The following is a 19948-nucleotide window of genomic DNA, read 5'->3' on the forward strand; positions in this document are numbered from 1 at the left end:
CGCGCCCTCAGCCTCGATCGCGCCCCGCGCAGACGGGACAGGCCGGATCACGCTTCACGCGCACTGCCCGCCATTCGGCCTCGCGCGCGCTGAACAGCAGCAACCGTCCCGACAGCGGCCTGCCGACCCCGGCGACGAGCTTGAGCACTTCGCCCGCCTGCATCGCACCGATGACTCCGACCAGCGGCGCGAACACCCCCATCACCGCGCAGCGCTCTTCTTCCTCGCCAGCCGCCGCGTCCTGCGGGAACAGGCAGTGGTAGCACGGGCTGTCGTCACGGCGCAGGTCGAACACCGACACCTGCCCGTCGAAGCGGATCGCAGCCCCTGACACCAGCGGCTTGCGGAAGCGTACGCAGGCCGCGTTCAGGGCGTAGCGGGTCGCGAAGTTGTCGCTGGCGTCGACCACCACGTCGGCCGCGGCGACCCGCTCGAGCAACGCATCCCCTTCCAGCCGCTGCGCCAGCGCGACTACCTGCGTGGCAGGGTTGATCGCCTGCATCGAACGGCCGATGGAATCGACCTTGAGCATGCCGATGCTTTGCGTGGTGTGCGCAACCTGCCGCTGCAGGTTGGTCAGGTCGACCCGGTCCGCATCGCAGACCACCAGCTCGCCGATACCGGCGCTCGCGAGGTAGAGTGCAACCGGGGAACCCAGCCCCCCGGCCCCGACCAGGAGTACCCGGCCATCGAGCAGACGCTGCTGGCCGTCGATCCCGATCTCGTCGAGCAGGATATGGCGGCTGTAACGGGTGAGCTGGTCGTCATCCATCGCAGGGAGCCCGGAAGGCGGCCGGCCCTGCCGGCTGCAGGGTACGGGCCGATGCCCGCGCCTGCAGCGGCCGGATCCTCAGCGGGCGGCGGCGGTCGTGGCGGCCGGCGCAGCGGCTGCCACCGGCAGTTCGCGCTGCACGGGCTGCCCCTTCAGGTGGTTCAGCGCCTGCATCAGCTGGAAATCTTCGCGCGAGAATACCTGGCCAGGCTCCAGCCGTATCGGCTCGACGCGCGGGCGGGCAGGCTCGTCCTTCTTCGCATCCGGGCGCGGACGCGGTGCAGCCTTGGGCTCGCCCCCCTTGCCGTCGGACAAGTGCCGGTTCAGGTCTGCCTCGCGAACGCGCTGGCCGTCGCTCGGGTTGCTGGGGTCTTCGACCACGATGTCGGGCGTGATCCCCTTGGCCTGGATCGAGCGGCCGTTCGGCGTGAAATAGCGCGCGGTAGTGAGCTTGATCGCAGTGTTGTTGGTCAGAGGCAGGATGGTCTGTACCGAACCCTTGCCGAAGCTCTGGGTACCGATGATCGTTGCACGTTTGTGATCCTGCAACGCGCCGGCAACGATCTCGGAAGCCGACGCCGACCCGCCGTTGATCAGCACCACCAGCGGCACCGACTTCACATCCTTCGGCAGCCCGCGCAGGTAGTCGCCCTGCGAGGCCCCGCGCAGGTAGAACTCGGGGCTGGCGTTGAGCTTCATCCTCGAATCGGGTGCGCGACCGTCGGTGTAGGTGACCAGTGCATTGGCCGGCAGGAACGCGGCCGATACCGCGACCGCGCCGTTGAGCAGGCCGCCCGGGTCGTTGCGCAGGTCGAGGATCAGACCGCGCATGTTGCCGTTGTTCTCTTTCCAGACGCGCTGGATCGCCTGCGCGAGGCTCTCTCCGGTGTGCTCCTGGAACTGCGTCAGGCGGATGTAGCCGTAGCCGGGCTCCATGACCGCGGAGCGCACGCTCTGGATCTTGATCACCGCGCGGGTGAGCGTGACGACGATCGGCTTCTCTTCGCCGCGCCGCACGATGGTCAACGTGATGTTGGTGTTCGGCTTGCCCCGCATCCGCCGCACGGCATCGTTCAGCGTCATGCCCTTCACCGGCGTCTCGTCGAGCCGGACGATCAGGTCGCCGGGACGAAGGCCCGCGCGTGAGGCCGGGGTGTCGTCGATCGGGGAGACGACGCGCACCAGCCCGTCTTCCATGCCGACCTCGATGCCGAGGCCGCCGAACTCGCCCTGGGTGCCCACCTGGAGCTCCTTGAAGGCCTCCTGGTCGAGGTATGCGGAGTGCGGATCGAGGCCCGACAGCATGCCGTTGATCGCCTCGGTGAACAGCTTGCGGTCTTCCACCGTCTCGACGTAATCGCTCTTGATGCGGGCGAAGACCTCGGTGAACACGCGCAGGTCTTCGATCGGCAGCGGGCTGGGCGCCTCGCGCTGTGCGACCGCGGAGAAATTCAGGCTGACGAGAACGCCGAGCACGACGCCGACACAGATCAGCCCGATCTGGCTTGCCTTGTTGCGCATGATTGAACCCAACGACCGGGACATGGAGACGCGGTGACCTCTGGAAGGATTGGCGCCGGGCCGGGAAGGTTGCCGACGGAGTGCATTGCAGGAGAAAGCATGGTAGCAGCTTGGCAGGCACCGTCGTGAGACGGAAGTTACGTCAACACTGCGACATGCGTAACTGTCGTGACCACGCGCTGCGATACACGGCGGCCGGATCAGCGCCCGGCCGACCAGCCGAGCGGATCGACCGGCTTTCCCTGGTGGCGCAGCTCGAAATAGAGACCGGCCGGGCCGGAGCCACCGCTGGAGCCGACCGTGGCGACCGGGTCGCCGCCGCGCACGCCGTCGCCGACGCGCCGGAGCAGCGATTCGTTGTTGCCATAGAGCGTCATGTAGCCGTCGCCGTGGTCGACGATCAGCAGATTGCCGAAGCCGCGCAGCCAGTCGGCGAACACCACTCGCCCGGGCGCAACCGAGCGCACCTCCTGCCCGGGCTGCGCAAGGATCGTGATGCCCCGCCATTGCAGGCCGCCGTCGGCGCGAGCCTGGCCGAAACGGTTTCCGATCTCGCCGGCTACCGGCAACGCGAGCCGCCCCTTCAGCGAGGCGAATGCGCCCGCCGGCACGCCGGGATCCGGGATCCGGTCGCTGCGCGTGACGCGGCCGTCGGCAGCGTCGGCGGGCGGACGCTCGCCCGGGGTGCGGGCGGTGCGCTCCACCGCCTTCGCCGGCTCGCGCGCCGCCCGTGCCTTCGCCTGCGCCTCGCGCGCCGCCGCTTCCCGGGCCTGGGCGCGTTCGCGTTCGCGTTCCGCCAGCATCCGGACGATCTGCTCGACCAGGCGGGTCAACCGGTCCTCGTCACGGCGCAGCGTCGCGATCTGCCGCCGGCTGGCGTCGATCTCCTTCGATGCGCGCGCGAGCACGGCCCGGTGCCGCCCCCGCTCGGCTTCCAGTCGCGCCCGCTCCCGGCCGGCCTCGGCCTCCAGCGCAGCAAGTTCGGCGCCCTTGCTCTTGCGCTCCCCCGACAGCCTCGCCAGCCGGGCCAGTTCGGTGCGCAGCCCCTCGATCTGCTCGAGGTAGGCGCGATGCAGGTAACCGTAGTAGTGCAGCATTCGCGTTGCCTCGGCCGGATTCGCGCCCGACAGCGCGAGTTGCAGCGGATCAGGGTCGCCAGCCATGTATCGCCGCTGCAGCAACTGGCCGAGCCGCTCCTGCTGGGCACGCACCCGGCCCTCGACGGTACCGGCCTCGCCCGACAGCCGCGCGATGTCGTCGTTCACCGCCTTCTTCTCGCCGGCGATCTCGAACAACCGGCGACTCGCCTCGCTGATCGCGCGCTCGGATTCGCGCAGCGCATCGGCCGCCTCCGACTTCACCTCCTCGGCACCGGCGACTTTCTTCTGCAGCGCCTCGATGCGCTGCCGCAGTTCCTGCAGTTCACCGCGGGCGGCATCCGCAGCCTTCGGGGACGCCGTGGCCGGGCGCGCATCGGCCGCACGCGCGCCGGCGGCAGCCACGGCCACGACCAGTCCCGCGCCGAGCAGCACCGCCAGCAGCGCCGCGCGGCCGCGGCCGCGGCCGGGCACCCTCGGCGCCGCCGGATGCGCCGAGGGCGCGAGGAACTCCGGCGGGAGGATCAGTCGAAGGCGACCAGCGGGCGGCCGGTCATCTCGGGCGGTTGCGGGACGCCCATCATGCGCAGGAGCGTCGGCGCGATGTCCTGCAGCGCGCCGCCGTCGGCGATCTTCGCCGGTCGCCCGACATGCACCAGCGGCACCACGTTCAGCGTGTGGGCGGTGTGCGCCTGCTTCGATTCAGGGTCGCGCATCATCTCGGCGTTGCCGTGGTCGGCGGTGATCAGCACCTCGCCGCCGGCGGCCTTCATGGCGGCCACCACGCGCCCGACACAGGTGTCGATCGCCTCGACGGCCTGCCGGGCCGCATCGAAGTTGCCGGTATGGCCGACCATGTCGCAGTTCGCGTAGTTGCAGATGATCGCGTCGTAGCGGCCGCTGGCAATGGCCGCCTCGAGTTCGGCGGTGACCTCGAAAGCGCTCATTTCGGGCTTCAGGTCGTACGTGGCGACCTTCGGCGAAGGCACCAGCACCCGCGACTCGCCGGCGTACGCCGCTTCGACGCCGCCGTTGAAGAAATAGGTGACATGGGCGTACTTCTCGGTCTCCGCGATACGCAGCTGGGTGAGGCCACGCGACGCCAGGTATTCGCCGAAGCCGTTGCGGATCGAATCGGGCGGGAAGGCTGCAGGCAGCGCCTCGAATTCGTCGCCGTAGCGGGTCAGGGTCACGAAGGCAGACAGCTTCGGCAGCGCCTCTCGCGCGAAGCCGTCGAAGGCCGGATCGGTGATCGCGCGGGTGATCTCGCGGGCCCGATCGGCGCGGAAGTTCATGAACACCACCGCATCGCCGTCCCGGATCGTTGCCGGTTGCGTGCCGGGCGGCACGATCGTGGTCGCCGTCACGAACTCGTCGGACTCGCCACGGGCATAGGCTGCCGCGAGGCCCTCGAGCGGATCGCCCGCGGTGAACGCGGCCCGGCCGAGCGTCATGAGGTCGTAGGCCACCTGCACCCGTTCCCAGCGCTTGTCGCGATCCATCGCGAAGTAACGGCCGACGATCGAGGCGATACGCGCATCGGCCACCGAGCCGGCCTGCGCGAGCACCTTCTCGAGCATCGTGAGCGTGGGCTCGGCGCTCTTCGGCGGCGTGTCGCGGCCGTCGAGGAAGGCGTGCACGTAGACCCGGTGCAGGCCGTTGTCGAATGCCAGTTGCACGATGGCCGCGAGGTGCGACTCGTGACAGTGCACGCCACCCGGCGACGCAAGGCCCAGCACATGCAGCGCACCGCCGCTCGCCTGCGCGGCGCCGATCGCGCCGAGCAGGGCGGCATTGCCCGCGAACGCGCCGGTCTCGATCGCGTGGTCGATCTTGGTGAGTTCCTGGTAGACGACGCGGCCGGCGCCGATGTTCAGGTGGCCGACCTCCGAATTGCCCATCTGCCCCACCGGCAGGCCGACATGGCGCTCCGAGGCATCGATCGTCGTATGCGCGCACGACTGCCACAGGCTGTCCCACACCGGCTTGCGCGCATGCAGGATCGCATTGTCGTCGCCGCCCTGGCGGTAGCCGAAGCCGTCGAGGATCAGCAGCAGGACCGGGGTGATACCGGCCGGCCGGGCCGGGACCGACGAAGGCGAGACGGAACCGGAAGGCGTCCCGGAGACAGGACCGGCAGGGGAACCGGCAGGCATCTCGGCTGGCGACAGGGCAGTCATGGGTGCATGAGTAAGCATGGGCGACGATCCTACTTCATAATACGCGCCCGTCGATATCGGGCCGGTGGCATTCGTCATTGGCCAACCGCTGGAGTACAGCCGAGTGAGTGTCTGGGATTTCCTGCAACAGAACATCCTGCTGGTGACGGTGGCAGTGGTCAGCGGATCGCTGCTCGTGTGGCCGCTCCTGATGGGCCTCATCAACGGTACGAGCGAGATCGGCGTGACCGATGCCGTCAACCTGATCAACCGCAAGGATGCGCTGCTGATCGATGTGCGCGACCCGGCAGAGTTCGCTGCCGGACACATCCCGCACGCGCGCAATCTGCCTGCAGCCGAGGTTGCCGGTCGCCTGAAGGAATTCGAAAAGTACAAGGCGAAGCCGATCATCGTCCATTGCCGCAACGGCCAGCGGTCCGGCGCCGCGACCAATGCCTTCCGCAAGGCCGGCTTTGCCGAGGCGGTCAAGCTGCGCGACGGCCTGACCGCATGGGAACAGGCCAACCTTCCGATCCAGAAGGGCGCGAAGGGCTGAACGCGCCGCACCGATCCCCAAGCGAACCCGAACAGGAAACGCCGCGATGCCGAAGATCACGATGTACTCGACCGGAGTCTGCCCCTACTGCCAGATGGCCGAGCGCCTGCTGCGCGCGAAGGGCGTCACCGAGATAGAGAAGATCCGCATCGATACCGACCCGGCGATCCGCGATCAGATGATCGAGCGCACCGGCCGGCGCACCGTGCCGCAGATCTACATCGGCGAGCGCCATGTCGGCGGCTTCGACGACCTGTCCGCGCTTGACCGCGCAGGCGGTCTCGACCCGCTGCTGGCCGGCGCCTGAGCGCGGCGGCAGGCCTGTCGACAGGCCGCCCGCGCACGCAGCACATCATTTCCCCTCCGCCGTCCCGGCGGCAATCGAACGGATCGACCATGGCCGAAACCAATCCCGCAGCAGGCGCGACACAACCGCAGTTCGCGATCGAGAAGCTCTACATCAAGGATCTCTCGCTCGAAGTCCCGAACGCCCCGAACATCTTCATGGAGCAGGGCCAGCCGGCGGTGGACCTCAACCTGCACACCGACGGCAAACACATACGCGACGACGCCTACCACGTCACGCTGACCGTCACCGTGACGGCGAAGATGGGCGACAAGACCCTGTTCCTGATCGAGGTCGTGCAGGGCGGCATCTTCCGTATTTCTGGCGTACTGCCGGACATGCTGCCCCAGGTACTTGGCATCACCTGCCCGAACCTGCTGTATCCGTACGCGCGCGAAGTGGTGTCGGACGTGTCGGTCCGCGCGGGTTTCATGCCGATCGTCCTGCAGCCGATCAACTTCGAGATGCTGTACCAGCAGCAGGCGCAGGCTGCCGAGGCCACGGCCGGCGACGGCCAGACGCACTGATCCGGATCCCGGCGGTCATGGCAGGCATGCGTCCGGGACGGCTGGCCCGGCCCGGACACCGGTCAGGCCCGGTGGCCTGCACGATACTGGCCCTGGCGGCCCTGCTGGCCGCGCCGGCCGTATCGGCGCAGGCGTTCCGGTCGATCGGAGAGCCGGCAGCCATCCTTTATGACGGGCCTTCCGCGAAGGCGAAGCGACTGTGGGTTCTGGGGCGCGGCTATCCCGTACAGGTCGTCGTGGCAACCGAAGGCTGGACCAAGGTGCGCGACGCCACCGGCGCACTGGCCTGGGTCGAGAACCGTGCGCTGTCCTCGGCACGCACGGTGCTGGTGCGCGCGGCCACCGGGACGATGCGCGACGCTCCCTCCGAAGCCGGCGCCGTCGTGCTTCGCGTCGGGCGGGATGTAGTGCTCGACATGGTAGAGCCGCCGACCGGTGAATGGGTCCGCGTCCGCCACCGCGACGGTGCGATCGGCTTCATCCACGTGAACCAGGTCTTCGGCTCGTGAAGATCGCGGTACTCGGTGCCGGCGCATGGGGCACGGCGCTGGCCTCCGCGTTCGCCGACCGGCATGCGGTCTCGCTATGGACGCGCGACCCGGCGCATGCGGCGGAGCTGGCAGGCAGCCGTGAAAACCTGCGCTACCTGCCGGGGCACCGCCTGCCCGCATCGATCGTCGTCGATGCAGACCTCGGCCGCTGCCTCGACGATGCCACGCTGATGCTCGCCGCCGTACCGACCGGAGCACTCGCCTCGACGCTGCAGCGGCTCGAAGCGATCGCCGGCGCGAGCGAACGTCCGCTGCTCTGGGCCTGCAAGGGGTTCGACGCATCCACCGGCGAGCTGCCGCACCGGATCATCGCCCGCTTGCGTACCGGCGGCGCCGCGAGCGGCGTGCTGTCGGGCCCGAGTTTCGCCGCCGAGATCGCGCGCGGCCTGCCTGCGGCGCTGACCCTGGCCTCGGCCGATGCTGCGTTCGCCCGGTCGACCGCGCATGCCCTGCACAGCAGCCGGCTGCGCATCTACTCGTCGCCGGACGTGATCGGCGTCGAGGTCGGCGGCGCGGCGAAGAACGTGATGGCCATCGCCGCCGGCATCTGCGACGGGCTGGCGCTGGGGCTCAATGCACGCGCGGCGCTGATCACCCGCGGCCTTGCCGAGCTGACCCGGCTGGGGCTGCGCCTGGGCGGACGTCCCGACACGCTGATGGGCCTGAGCGGCGCCGGCGACCTGATCCTCACCTGCACCGGAGATCTGTCCCGCAACCGGCAGGTCGGGCTGCGGCTCGCGCAGGACGTACCGCTCGCGGAGATACTCGCCACGCTCGGCCATGTGGCCGAAGGCGTGTCCAGTGCGCATGCACTGGCCGCACTCGCGCGTGCGAATGCGGTCGAGATGCCGATCACCGAGGCAGTGTGCGCGGTGCTCGACGGCAACCTGGACGCGCGCGCGGCGGTCGAGGAACTGATGCGGCGGGATCCGCGGTCGGAAGCCGACTGACCAGCGGACGATTCTCAGGCGCCGCCGGCAAAGCCATGCTGGCGCCAGGCCTCGAACACGACGGCGGACACCGAATTGCCGAGGTTGAGACTGCGCGAGGCCGGCTGCATCGGCAAGCGCAGACGGCATGCCATTTCGAAGGTCTCCAGCACGGCAGCCGGCAGTCCGCTGCTTTCGGCGCCGAACACGAAGGCATCCCCGGGCCGGAACGCGACCTCGCTGTAGCGCATGCTGCCGCGCGTGGTGATCGCGAAGCGGCGCGCACCGCCCAGCGCGGCCACACAGGCGGCCCAGTCGACGTGGCGCCGGACCGTTGCGTGTTCATGGTAGTCGAGGCCGGCACGCTTGAGGCCCTTGTCGGTCATCACGAAACCCAGAGGCTCCACCAGGTGCAAGCGGCAGCCGGTGTTGGCCGCGAGCCGGATCACGTTGCCGGTATTCGGGGCGATCTCGGGGTTTACCAGCACGATCTCGAACATGCCGCGATGTTAACGGCAGGCGCGTCCGAATCGATGCGCGCAACGCAAAACGCTGGCTGTTCACCAGGCGGCGTCGAGCACCTCGCCCAGCAGGCCGACCTCGCACCTGAACTCGCGCTTCGGGTCCGCGTTGAAGTTCTTCAGCGAGTCCTGCACGATCAGCGGCAGGCTCGCGCGCGGCACCTGTACCGGCAACTGCGACAGCCGCACCGGCAGGCCGAGCGCACGCGCGCGCGCGTCGAACGCGTCGGCGGCAAGGTGGTGCGCCTGTGCAAGCTCGTCCGCCCCGGCGTGAGGGTCCAGCGCGCCCAGGGCCACGGCCATGTTGCGGGTGGCCCGCGCATCGCGCGGGCCGAGCGCACGCATCACGGTCGAGGTGACGGCGGCATTGGCCTGCCCCTGCGACACCTCCGGGAAGCGGATGAACAGCGCGGTGGCAAACGCATAGGCCACGCGCTGCACCCAGTGCTTGTCGAACATCGTGCCGCCATCGTCGGCGTCACGATTCTGCAGCCAGGCCGCCGCGCACAGCTCCAGCCGGGGCACCGGGTCATCGGGCGCCGCGAGCAGGCGCGGCAGTGCGCGATCGGCGAGCGCGAAGGCCTGCCGGCGATTGCCCTCGACCAGCGGGTTCTGGCGCTCGGTTCCCAGGTTGACCAGCGCCCGGCAGAACACCGAGAAGCCGCTCTCCAGCGCCAGCGACACCGGCGCGGTCTGCAGCGCGCGATGGTCCCAGAACACCGCCTGCGGCCGGGTCTTCGGATCGAAGAACTCCATCCGGTGGTCGAGGTCCTCGTTGCGGATGGCCGAACCGCCGCGGTGCGTCGCCGAGGTGCCGACGGTGCAGATGGCGATGATCGGCAGCTTGGGAGCCATCAGCTTCGGGCTGATGGCGGCCCCCTGCTCGGGATACTGGGTGATCATCTTCATCACGTCACCCGCTTCGGCAAGCAGGATCGCGACCACGCGCGTCGCCTGCATCACGCTGCCGCCGCCGATCGCGAGCAGCACGTCGGCCCCGGCCGCGCGCGCGGCATCGCGCGCCTCGACGACGTCGGGATAGGGCGAATCCTTGCGCATGCGGTCGAACTGGCCGGCATAGGCGGGCCCGAGCCGGTCACGCACCAGCGCGACGAGGCCGGTACGGGTGGCAACCGAGCGCCCGCAGACGATGAAGGCCCGCTTCGCCTTCAACCGCGCGACTTCGGTGGCGAGCGAATCGAGCGCAAGCTCTCCACTGTAAAGGCGTACCGCCGGCGTCACCGATCGGAAGTCGGTGACGATTGCTGAACCGCGATCCATGCTTCCACCTCCCCCGAGGGGGTCAGGTCTTGACTTTTGCATCGCAGATGCAAAAGTCAAGACCTGACCCCGGTGTGGGTACCAGTATAGGTAAACTCCCGCCTTTACGTCTTCCGCCCTCCGGAGCCGCCCATGGCCAGCACGCTCGCCGAACAGCCCGCCGTCACCGATTGCACGCTCGCGATCGATGGCCGGGTCGCCACCCTCACCTTCAACCGCGATGACATCCGCAACGCCCTGTCCGGTTCGCTGATCGGCACCGAACTGGTCAGCGTGGTGAACTGGGCCAGCGCCTGCCCGGACATCTCGGTGCTGGTACTCACCGGCGCAGGCTCGGCGTTCTCCGCCGGCGGCAACGTGAAGAACATGAAGCAGCGCACCGACGTGCCGGTGCACGAGGTGCAGCAGAACTACAAGTCGGGCATCCAGCGCATCCCGATGGCGCTGCACGAGTGCGAACTGCCGGTGATCGCTGCGGTGAACGGCCCGGCGGTCGGCGCCGGTTTCGACCTCACCCAGATGTGCGACATCCGTATCGCATCGACCGAAGCCCAGTTCGGCGAGACCTTCGTCAACCTCGGCATCATCCCGGGCGATGGCGGCTCCTGGTTCCTGACCCGCGCGGTCGGCTACCAGCGGGCGGCGGAGCTCACCTTCTCCGGCCGACTGATCAAGGCCGACGAGGCGCTCGCCCTCGGGCTGGTGCTCGAGGTCGTGAAGCCGGAAGAACTGCTGGCGCGCGCCCAGGACATGGCCCGCCGGATGTCGTACAAGCCGCCGCAGGCCCTGCGCTACGCAAAGCGGCTGCTCAAGCTGTCGCAGCGGATGCCGCTGCCCGAGTACCTCGATATCTGCTCGAGCTACCAGGCGCTGTGCCACAAGACCGAAGACCACGCCGAGGCGCTGCAGGCGTTCTTCGAGAAGCGCCGCGGCGAGTTCAAGGGACGCTGACCGATGCGTGCATTCGCGACGCTGTGCATGGCGGCAGGCCTGACGCTGGCACTGCAGGCAGCGCCGGCGTCAGCCCAGGAAGCCCCGTTGCCGCCGGTCGACGCCGGCGCGCAGGATCCGTCCTGGCTGCAGTTCCAGAAGCGGCTGGCTACCGCCGTCGAGCAGCGCGACGTGAAGTTCCTGCTGTCGATCCTCGACCCGAAGGTTCGCAACAGCTTCGAGAAGCCCGATGGCGTGAAAGCCTTCGTCGAGCAGTGGGACCTCGACACCGCCGCGAAGGCAAAGGAGTCACCGCTGTGGACCGAGCTGCGTTCGATGCTGCGCTTCGGTGCCGCACCGGTCGAAGCGGCCACTGGCGAGCGGCTGCTGTGCCTGCCCTATGTGGCCGTGACCTTTCCACCGACGATCGACCCGTACCTCTTCGCCGCGGTGGTCATCGCCGATGCGCCGGTGTTCGGCAAGCCGTCGACCCAGGCACCGATCATCGCCACGCTGTCGCACCAGATCGTCGGCGTGGAAGACTGGGACCTCGAAGACGACTCGAGGACGTCGCAGCGCTGGGTGAAGGTGGTGCTGAAGAACGGCGGCGGTTACATGGCCTCCGAGCACATCCGCAGTGCGATCGAGGCACGGGCCTGCTTCACCCGCAGCCGGGGCAAGACTCCGAATGCCGGTCCGTGGCGCATGATCTCGCTCACCGTGGGCGGGGGCTGAGCATGGCCAACCGGTCGGCAGGCTTCGTCGTCAACCGCGCCGGGCCCGAGGACGCTCCGGCGATCGCAGACCTCTGGTTCCGGCACCTGGCCGAGACCAGCGGCGGCGTCGACCCGACGTTCACGCCGGCGCTCACAGTGCAGAAGACGACCGCGCGCCTGAAGCGGGCATTGGCCGCCGGTACGCTGCTCGGCTGGATCGCCCGCGCCGAAGACCAGTCGCGGCTGCAGCTCGCCGGTTACCTCACCGCCCGCGTGCAGGTCGAGGATCCGCTGTTCGGCGACACCTTCGAATACGAGCCGGTGCTGTACATCGTCGATGTCGATGTCGAGGAGGCGTACCGCAGGCGCGGCCTGAGCAGCCTGCTCATGCAGCATGCCTCCGAACATGCGCGGCGGCAGCGCATCTCCACGCTGGAGCTGGCGGTGGTGGTGCGCGACGACCGGGCGGTGGCCGCGTGGAAGAAGCAGGGCTTCGAGCCACGGGTGTCGGTGATGCGCAGGACGGTGGCGAAGCGCTGATCGGCGGGGTCGGGTCGGCATGCGCCGTGTGCATGTCCACGCTCGCAAGGGAACGGATCGTGCCGCGAGGGCGCATGCTTGTACCCGTACGCGACCCCGAGGAGACTCACGATGCCCCGCACGAAATGGTATTCCCGCTTCGCCAAGTCGGCCTCGCACTTCTGCGGCCGCCCGAGGGTATTCGCACTCGCCGTCGGCATCATCCTCGCCTGGATGGTCACCGGCCCCCTGTTCGACTACAGCGACACCTGGCAGCTGGTGATCAACACCAGCACGACGATCATCACCTTCCTGATGGTGTTCCTGATCCAGAACACGCAGAACCGCGACACCGAGGCGATCCAGGTGAAGCTCGACGAGCTGATCCGCGCCACCCGGGGCGCGCACAATGCGCTGCTCGACCTGGAGGAACTGGAAGAGGAAGCACTGGATGCGTTCCGCCGGCGCTACCAGGCCCTGGCGAGCGCCGCGCGTGTCGAACTGGCCAGCGGCGCGGACGATACCGGCACGCCGGAAGCCTGATCAATAGGTCATGCAGGCCGCGTTCAACAGCCCCGCCGCGAGCGACATCGCGCCAAGGAACAGCCCGTGTGCGACCTTGCCCTCGGGGATGCCGGTGACGATGCCCGGCATCGCCATGCGTACGCCGAGGTAGACCAGCAGCTGGACCAGGAACGCGACAGCACCCCAGGACAGCATGTCGACCAGGTTCACGCTCTGGGCGACCGAGCGTGCGAGCGGCACCACGAAGCCGAACAGCGCACCGGACAGGCTCCATGCGGCGGCCACGTTGCCCTCTCGGATCAGCGACAGTTCCGGGTAAGGCGTGATCCGGATGTAGATCGCGATGAACAGCACGACCATCGCGAGCGTCGCGGCGAAGTAGGTCAGGAAGGCTGGCACGCCCAGCATCGATTCGAACAGCACGCCCATCGGATTTCCTCGTTGACGGATTGATTCGGCCGCCGGCCGGTTCACTCGAACCAGTGCGGGATGAAGCGGCTGCTGTTGCGGGTGATCGGTGAGCTGTCCTCGCGGATGCCCATGCCGGCCGCCCGGTCACCGACGATCCACGAGCCGATCACCGGATAGCGGCCATCGAAGCGCGGCAGTGGTGCATAGGCCTGGTAGATGCAACCCTCGGCGCCATACGGCCCCCCCTCGTGATGCTCGCCCTGCGCCGACCGGATGCTGATGTTCGCGCCCTCGCGCGAATACAGCGGCTTCTTCACATGGCTCGACGCCCAGCCATCGCCGCCCAGGCCGCGCACATCGAAACTCGCGGCCAGCAGGTTCGGGTGGTCGGGGAACAGTTCCCACAGCACCGGCAGGATCGCCTTGTTCGACAGCAGCATCTTCCACGGCGGCTCGACGAATCGGGTGGCGCAGCCCGTGATGCAGGGGCCGAACGCCTCGCGCAGCATCCACTCCCAGGGATAGAGCTTGAACAGCGCCTCGATCGGACGTCCATCGAGGTCGACGAAGCTGCCTCCAGCGCCGGACGCGTCCTGCCGCCAGCCGATCGCCTCGACGTCGATCGTGCGCGGCTCGAGCCCGGCCTGCATCGCCGTATCGAGCAGGTACTGCAGCGTGTCGGCATCCTCGTCGTTCTGCATCATGCAGGCGAGCGTCGGCGCGGTGGGCAGCGCGAGCGCACGCCAGCGCTCGACCAGTTGCTCATGCAGGGAGTTGAACTGGTCGCTGCCGGGGCGCGTGTCCTGCAGCCAGTACCACTGCACGACCGCCGCCTCGAGCAGCGAGGTCGGCGTGTCGGCGTTGTATTCCAGCATCTTCGGCTCGCCGTGCCCGTCCCACGAGAAGTCGAACCGGCCGAACAGGCTGGGCTCGGCACGCTTCCAGGAAGAGACCACCATCGAACGGGCGAAGTCGGGGATACGGAAGCGTTCGAAGTCCTGCGTGGACACCACCCGGTCGACGGCTTCCAGGCAGAGCCGGTGCACCGCCTCGGTGGCCGCCTCGAGCACGTCGATCTCTTCGGCGGTGAACGCGTAGCACACCGACTCGTCCCAGTAGCCGCCGTCGGCACTGTGGAAGGTGAAGCCGACCGCCTCGCACTTCGCCTGCCAGCCCGGGCGCGGCGTGCAGCGTTCGCGGCGCATGTTCAGCCGCCGCTGCTCGAGCGCGCGCTGGTACCGAACCCACCGCGCGTCGTGCTGCCGTCGCCTGCCACCTGGCTGCTGCGGCTCGCGGCCGCAGCGCGGGCATTCCAGTTCTGGAGCAGCGCGCTGCCCCGACCGTACTCGACGTTGCCGTTGCGGGTGTCGATGACGCCGAAGCGGTTGTCGCGGCCACCGGTGTCGCGTCTGCCATGGTTGTACACGGGGCCGTACCAGCCATGCCCGCCACCGGTCGTCGATGCCTCTTCGCAGCGGCCGTTGTCGCCCCAGTCGAGCTTGCAGTCGCTGTCGCGCGCATAGATATCGCGCAGCGGCACTGGCGCCTGCTCGCAGCCGGCCAGCAGCGTGCCGGCAAGCAGCAGGGGAACGCCAGTGGATCGGCGGAAGACACGACTCATTCGACGGCTGCTCATTCGACGGCCTGCGGCGGACGGCCTGCGGTGGCTCAATCTTCGATTGTACGAGACCCGCGGTACGCGTTTCAATGTCTCGCCCCTCACGTCACCGCTCGACTGCGGCTGGCGCCGCGGTCCGCAGCCGCTTCCTGGCGGGCGACGTTCGCGGACGCGGCATCCCGCGCGGAGGCCTCACGATCGGCTCCCTGACCGGACCGGGCAGACCCGCGTCCATTGCCGTTGGTGTCCCCGTTGCCACGACTGTCGCGCCGCAACGACCCGATGGACGCCGCTTCGATCACACCCCTCGGGCTGAGACGAGTACCGATCGATCCGCTGACCAGCGCGTTCGCGATCGATGGCACCTGCAGCATCAGCATCGCCGATACGCCCGACAGCAGGAAGGCCGCGGCAAAGTAGTAGAAATTGAACGTACCGGAGGCCGTGTCGATCGCACCACCCATGCCTTCCATCATCGGTTCGTGCATGCGCGATACGAGCGTCACCACCAGGATGCCGACCACCTGGTAGAGCGCAGCAACGAGCGTGAAGCGCAGCCAGCCATCGAACAGGAAGCTGGCCGGCCGCACCAGCAGCCATGGCAGGAACACCGGGCCGAGGGCGAAGGCGATCGACAGCAGGGTCATCGACATCAGGTAGATGCCGAGGTAGATGCATCCGCACAGCAACAGCAGCAATGCCACCGCGAGCTTGAACAGCAGCGTGCAGAGAACGGTGATCGGCTCGAGCATCGAACCGATGCCGATCTCGGAATGCTCCCACAGCATGAAGGCCGCATCGAGGATGCGCTGCACGCCCTGTATCGCCGCCGGCCCTTCGTGGACGTTGCCGGACACCGCGCGCGACACCACCGCCGCCCCGCCGACGATCGCGTCGGTGACTGTGCCCCAGTGGTCGAGAAGCGCGAACAGAATACCGACCGTGAACGAAAGCGTCAGCAGGTCTCCGGCCAGCATGCCGAGCGGCGGGCGCTCGAGCGCCGCCCTCAGGCCCATCCACACCAGCGACAAGCCGGCGAGCAGCGCCAGCAGGTCGAGACCCCATGGCAGCAGGCGGCGATGGATCGTCGCCGCCGCCTCGACCATGCCTTCGACCGGTGCGCGAAGGGCACGATCGAAATCATCGCGGTTTCCCGCGACCACGGGTCCTTCGTGCCGGCGGTCGGCCGGATCTTCCAGAGACGGGCCAGGCACGGCAACGGCATGCGCGGGCGGTGCGGCTGCCAGCAGCGATGCCGACAGGATCATGCATGCCCAGGCCATCAGCAGCCGTCGTGCGATCATGCCTGGCTACCGCGGCAGGCGGCGCGATTCGATGGCCGCTGCAGCCTGCGCGCGCATGCGCGCCGCGACCACGTGCGACTCGGCAGCACGCCGGTCTGCAGCCTCACGCTCGAGTTCACGGATCCGCCTGACGCGCGCCGCGATGGATTCATCTCGTGCCGCGTCATACGCACGGCGCGCATCGGACTCGACCAGCCGGGCCTGGGCCGCGGCATTCTGCGCGACCAGCAGGCTCATCTGCTGGTTCAGCATCTGCATCGACTGGTGAGCGCCCTCGGTTTCGACGATGCGCGCCTGCAGCGCGCGTACTTCGGCGAAATCGGCTTCGACCCTTGCCATGGACCGGCGCGCATCGGCGAACGCTTCGCGTTGTCGGTCGATACGGTCGCGGGCAAGAGCCTGCTCGCGTTCGACGTACTCCGGCCAGGTCAGCCGCGACAAGGCATGGGCCTGCCGCGTGACGACCGCCTCCGCCCGCAACGCATCGAGTGACCCACCGAGGCGATCGAGCCGGCCCAGGTACTCGGTGATGCGCTGCCACTGCTCGCCGGACATCGTGCGCGTCGACTGCAGGTCCTGCGGTCGAAGGCGCGCCAGCTGTCGCAGCGCCGTGTCGTGCTGGCGTTCCTGCAGCAGCAGCGACTCCCATTGCTGCTGGATCTGCCGGGCGCGCTGGGCCTCGGCAACCAGCGCGGCCTGGACGCTTCGCACATGCTGCACGTAGGACACCGGGTCATGCACGATCGTGCCCGCCCCTGGCATGCCGCCGCTGGCGCCGGCGGCACGGACGCCCGCCACCAGGAGGCAGGCGGCGAGACTAACCACGCCGGCCCTTGCTGCACCGTGGATCACTGCAGCCTCTCCGTATCCGCCGTGCCGTCATGTCCGGCGAGTTCGTCGAGGTAATCCTGCTGCCAGCCCGGCGCCGCTCCGGCGCGGTGACGTTCGAACGCGGCCTGCGCGCGGGGATCGGAGCGCAGGGCCGCGAGCAGCCGCGGCGGAAACACGATGCTCGCGAGGCGTGAACGGCCTGGCTGCGTGAGGTAGTAGTCGCGCTTCGGGCAGGCCTGCCGGATGCGCTCGAGCTGCGCCGCGTTGAGTCCGAAACGCTCGAGGTAGAGCCGGGCATGGGCAGCCGCGTTCGGATTGGCGAGGTAGATACGGGTAGGGATGTTGTCGACCACGCTGGCGAAGATCGGACTCGCATCGATCTCCTCCAGCGACTGCGTCGCCAGAACGACCGCCGCGTTGCGCTTGCGCATCGTGCGCAGCCAGTCGTTGAGCCGCTGGCAGAACAGCGGCTCGGACAACATGAACCAGGCCTCCTCGACATAGATCAGCGTCGGGCTGCCGTCGAGCGATCGCTCGACCCTGCGGAACGCATAGTCGAGGAAGGCCCCTGCCACCCGCGGCGTCGCGAACAGCCTGCCGATCTCGATGCAGGTGAACTCCGATGACGCCCTTTCGGAGGCGCAGCCATCCCGCACGGTCTCGCCGCAGCTGCCCGGCGCCGGCCAGCCGTCGCCGGCATGGTCGAAGTAGCGCGCCAGCAGCCCGTTGCCGACCCAGGCCTCGAGTTCGCCAGCCAGCCGGCCGGGCAGCAGCGGGACCAGCGATCGCAGCCGCCACGCGCAGGGCGGCTGCGCCGAGAGCAGTTCGAGCGCTTCGCGCAGCGCGCGGTCGTCGTCCGCTCGCATAGCGTGCCCGCGCGCGCTCAGCAGCAGTTCCAGCCAGCGGGCGAGCCATTCGCGCTCTGCCGGATCGGACAGTCGTTCGAGCGGATTGATGCGCAGGGATTCATGCCCGCTGCCGGCGTCCACGTGCAGACCTCCCTGCAGCAGGGTCGGGATCCGGCAGGAGTGGTCCTTGTCGAAGATGAACACCTTCGAGCCCGGGTACTTGCGGCCCTGCGCGACCAGGAAGTTCATCAATACCGACTTGCCCGAGCCGCTCGGCCCCAGGACCAGCGCATGGCCGACGTCGCCGACATGCAGGTCGAAGTGGAAGGGCGTGCGGGCATCGGTCGGAAGCAGCGTGAGTGACGGCTGCAGGCGCCCGGACTGCTCGCTCAGGTGGGCATTGGACGGACTACCGGCGGGGCAGGAACGGATCGGCGCGAGGTCCGCGAGGTTCGCCTCGGACACGAAGAACCAGCGCGGTGACATCGCCCACTGGCCGGGAATGGACACGCTGAATGCCGCCAGCAGGTTGAGTCGCTCGCGGATCACCGGATAACCGAGACGGCGCAGGCGCCCGGCGGCGTCGCGCAGTGTCTCGTCGAGGTCGGCTGCATCGTCCCCGCGCGCGAGCACGACGATGGAACAGTGGCCGAACACTCCGCCGCCTGCAGTGAGGTGCGCAAGCGCATCGGACGCGTCCTGTGCGAGTTGCAGCCGCCCTTCATCGACCAGGGCGGTGGGTTCACGGGTGATCGCCTCCTTCAGGTAACCGGCGAACGTCTTCTGAAGATTGCGCTGGTGGCGCTGGATGTCGCGGATCCGCCGTGCGGCCCGGGCCGGATGCTCGAAGCGGAATGCCAGCACGAGCGACAGTTCACCAGGAACGCTCAGCAGGCTGTCGAGCGAACCGGGCCAGGTGCTCGCGGGCCATGCCTTCACGGAGAGCGCAGCGACCTCGACCGTACCGACATGATCGAACACCAGGCGGTCGGCCTGCACCGACAACTCGTTGTCCGGAAGCCAGGCATCGAGCAGCGCGCACTCGCTGCCCTCGATGATCGGCTGTCCTTCGGAGGCCGGGCAGGCCCGATCGTGCAGCGCGGCGAGCAGACGCGGCCCGCGAAGGCGGTCGAGCCCGAGGTCGGCGCCGGTTTCGACGAACCCGCGCAGCACTTCTTCGAAGCGCTCGCAGTCACGTTGCTGGCTCGCTGCGTGGCTGGCGAAAGCCTGGCGGCGCGACAGCGTCCAGCTGCCCGGCAGCGGGTGGTCCGGCGTCCAGGTCAGCGCCAGCGTGTGCCGGTTGACGTACTGCGGATCGCGGCTGAACGTCTCGCGCCACAGTCGGTCGAGGTAAGCGGAGAACGGATGCCCGAAGCTGGCCGCCGGCGGTTGCGGCGCGCGCCGGCGATCGACGATCCACCAGAGCGACAGGCGCTCGTCGAAGTCGCGCATCGCGCGCTCGAGCAGCCGCGCCTGGCGGTCGACCGATTCCGGCAGGCTCCCTTCGACGTCGATGCCGCCGACCTCGTACAGGGCGAGCAGCGAACCGTCCTTGTTGAGCACCAGCCCGGGGGTGAGCAGGATCATCCAGGGCAGGAGCTCGGCAAAGCCGCGCGATTCGCTGCGGTGGCGGCGCAGGGTGCGGCGCAGGTTCAGCACAGCAGGTCGCATCCGAAGCCTGCCGGGCGCTGCCCCTGGCGCAGGCCTGCGCGCGGCCAGGGGTCGTAGCGGTCGGCCTGGCGCGCGTAGCCGATATACACCTGCCGCAGCCAGGGGTCGTGGCGGGTCATGCGCGCGATCGCGATGTGGAAGGCGGCCGCTGCGAGCAACCAGTACCAGAGCCCGCTACCCATCACCACGGCCAGTGCAAGCGTGGCATTGAAGATCGCCATACGGTCCTCGACGCCGGCGATGGTCTTCCTCTCGAGCAGCGAGCGGTAGACCGGCGTGCTGCGCAGGACCGGCGGCGATTGGGCGGGCGCCATC

Annotated in this window: 22 protein-coding genes; 9 read left to right on the forward strand and 13 right to left on the reverse strand. The window is 68.8% G+C overall.

Annotation, left to right across the window (positions count from 1 at the left end; translation table 11 throughout):
- Positions 1-7: 7 nt before the first annotated feature.
- The 4 genes from moeB to ING98_19705 form a co-directional block, all read right to left on the reverse strand.
- Complete coding sequence (moeB, locus tag ING98_19690; protein MCA3104098.1) at positions 8-772, reverse strand: molybdopterin-synthase adenylyltransferase MoeB; 765 nt, start codon at positions 770-772, stop codon at positions 8-10.
- A gap of 78 nt (positions 773-850) precedes the next feature.
- Positions 851-2293, reverse strand: coding sequence for a S41 family peptidase (locus tag ING98_19695; protein MCA3104099.1), 1443 nt, complete (start codon positions 2291-2293; stop codon positions 851-853).
- 200 nt (positions 2294-2493) lie between these two features.
- On the reverse strand, positions 2494-3864 hold the full coding sequence (locus ING98_19700; protein ID MCA3104100.1) for a peptidoglycan DD-metalloendopeptidase family protein: 1371 nt from the start codon (positions 3862-3864) through the stop codon (positions 2494-2496).
- Between the two features lie 50 nt (positions 3865-3914).
- Positions 3915-5546 (reverse strand): 2,3-bisphosphoglycerate-independent phosphoglycerate mutase, encoded by a 1632-nt coding sequence (locus ING98_19705; protein ID MCA3104101.1) that lies wholly within the window; start codon positions 5544-5546, stop codon positions 3915-3917.
- A gap of 214 nt (positions 5547-5760) precedes the next feature.
- Between ING98_19705 and ING98_19710 the strand changes: the two genes are divergently transcribed.
- From ING98_19710 to ING98_19730, 5 genes are all read left to right on the forward strand, one after another.
- Complete coding sequence (locus ING98_19710; protein ID MCA3104102.1) at positions 5761-6105, forward strand: rhodanese-like domain-containing protein; 345 nt, start codon at positions 5761-5763, stop codon at positions 6103-6105.
- A 46-nt stretch (positions 6106-6151) separates the two neighbouring features.
- The gene (grxC, locus tag ING98_19715; GenBank protein ID MCA3104103.1) at positions 6152-6412 is read left to right on the forward strand and encodes a glutaredoxin 3; all 261 of its coding nucleotides are present in this window, start codon (positions 6152-6154) and stop codon (positions 6410-6412) included.
- Positions 6413-6501: 89 nt separating this feature from the next.
- Positions 6502-6978, forward strand: a complete 477-nt coding sequence (gene secB, locus ING98_19720) for a protein-export chaperone SecB (GenBank protein ID MCA3104104.1) — start codon at positions 6502-6504, stop codon at positions 6976-6978.
- Between the two features lie 26 nt (positions 6979-7004).
- A complete protein-coding gene (locus ING98_19725; protein MCA3104105.1) occupies positions 7005-7487 on the forward strand; it encodes a hypothetical protein in 483 nt (160 codons plus the stop codon).
- On the forward strand, positions 7418-8479 hold the full coding sequence (locus ING98_19730; GenBank protein MCA3104106.1) for an NAD(P)-dependent glycerol-3-phosphate dehydrogenase: 1062 nt from the start codon (positions 7418-7420) through the stop codon (positions 8477-8479). The genes ING98_19725 and ING98_19730 overlap by 70 nt, the downstream gene beginning before the upstream one ends.
- A gap of 14 nt (positions 8480-8493) precedes the next feature.
- Here the strand turns inward: ING98_19730 and ING98_19735 are convergent, their stop codons facing one another.
- Together ING98_19735 and ING98_19740 are read right to left on the reverse strand one after the other, a co-directional pair.
- The gene (locus tag ING98_19735; GenBank protein MCA3104107.1) at positions 8494-8958 is read right to left on the reverse strand and encodes a tRNA (cytidine(34)-2'-O)-methyltransferase; all 465 of its coding nucleotides are present in this window, start codon (positions 8956-8958) and stop codon (positions 8494-8496) included.
- A 60-nt stretch (positions 8959-9018) separates the two neighbouring features.
- The gene (locus ING98_19740) at positions 9019-10260 is read right to left on the reverse strand and encodes an iron-containing alcohol dehydrogenase (protein ID MCA3104108.1); all 1242 of its coding nucleotides are present in this window, start codon (positions 10258-10260) and stop codon (positions 9019-9021) included.
- 132 nt (positions 10261-10392) lie between these two features.
- Between ING98_19740 and ING98_19745 the strand changes: the two genes are divergently transcribed.
- The 4 genes from ING98_19745 to ING98_19760 all read left to right on the forward strand — a co-directional run bounded on the left by ING98_19745 (position 10393) and on the right by ING98_19760 (position 12968).
- The gene (locus ING98_19745; protein MCA3104109.1) at positions 10393-11211 is read left to right on the forward strand and encodes an enoyl-CoA hydratase/isomerase family protein; all 819 of its coding nucleotides are present in this window, start codon (positions 10393-10395) and stop codon (positions 11209-11211) included.
- Between the two features lie 3 nt (positions 11212-11214).
- Entirely contained in the window at positions 11215-11925 is a 711-nt protein-coding gene (locus ING98_19750) for a hypothetical protein (protein MCA3104110.1), read from the forward strand.
- A gap of 2 nt (positions 11926-11927) precedes the next feature.
- Positions 11928-12446 carry a GNAT family N-acetyltransferase gene (locus tag ING98_19755; GenBank protein MCA3104111.1) on the forward strand — a complete coding sequence of 173 codons (519 nt, stop codon included), beginning with the start codon at positions 11928-11930 and terminating at the stop codon, positions 12444-12446.
- Between the two features lie 111 nt (positions 12447-12557).
- Entirely contained in the window at positions 12558-12968 is a 411-nt protein-coding gene (locus ING98_19760) for a low affinity iron permease family protein (protein MCA3104112.1), read from the forward strand.
- Here the strand turns inward: ING98_19760 and ING98_19765 are convergent, their stop codons facing one another.
- The 7 genes from ING98_19765 to ING98_19795 form a co-directional block, all read right to left on the reverse strand.
- Positions 12969-13379: a DUF350 domain-containing protein gene (locus ING98_19765; GenBank protein ID MCA3104113.1), complete on the reverse strand. Its 411-nt coding sequence runs from the start codon at positions 13377-13379 to the stop codon at positions 12969-12971. It abuts the gene before it with no gap.
- A 41-nt stretch (positions 13380-13420) separates the two neighbouring features.
- Entirely contained in the window at positions 13421-14566 is a 1146-nt protein-coding gene (locus ING98_19770) for a glutathionylspermidine synthase family protein (protein MCA3104114.1), read from the reverse strand.
- Positions 14567-14568: 2 nt separating this feature from the next.
- Positions 14569-14982, reverse strand: coding sequence for a hypothetical protein (locus ING98_19775; GenBank protein MCA3104115.1), 414 nt, complete (start codon positions 14980-14982; stop codon positions 14569-14571).
- Positions 14983-15080: 98 nt separating this feature from the next.
- Complete coding sequence (locus ING98_19780; protein MCA3104116.1) at positions 15081-16283, reverse strand: type IV secretion system protein; 1203 nt, start codon at positions 16281-16283, stop codon at positions 15081-15083.
- A gap of 6 nt (positions 16284-16289) precedes the next feature.
- Positions 16290-17135, reverse strand: coding sequence for a hypothetical protein (locus ING98_19785; GenBank protein MCA3104117.1), 846 nt, complete (start codon positions 17133-17135; stop codon positions 16290-16292).
- Positions 17132-19633, reverse strand: a complete 2502-nt coding sequence (locus ING98_19790) for a hypothetical protein (protein ID MCA3104118.1) — start codon at positions 19631-19633, stop codon at positions 17132-17134. Before ING98_19790 ends, ING98_19785 begins: the two co-directional genes overlap by 4 nt.
- Positions 19615-19947: a VirB3 family type IV secretion system protein gene (locus ING98_19795; protein ID MCA3104119.1), complete on the reverse strand. Its 333-nt coding sequence runs from the start codon at positions 19945-19947 to the stop codon at positions 19615-19617. The genes ING98_19790 and ING98_19795 overlap by 19 nt, the downstream gene beginning before the upstream one ends.
- Between the last annotated feature and the right edge of the window lies 1 nt (position 19948).

The organism is Rhodocyclaceae bacterium, from assembly GCA_020248265.1.
Lineage (GTDB): Bacteria > Pseudomonadota > Gammaproteobacteria > Burkholderiales > CAIKXV01 > CAIKXV01.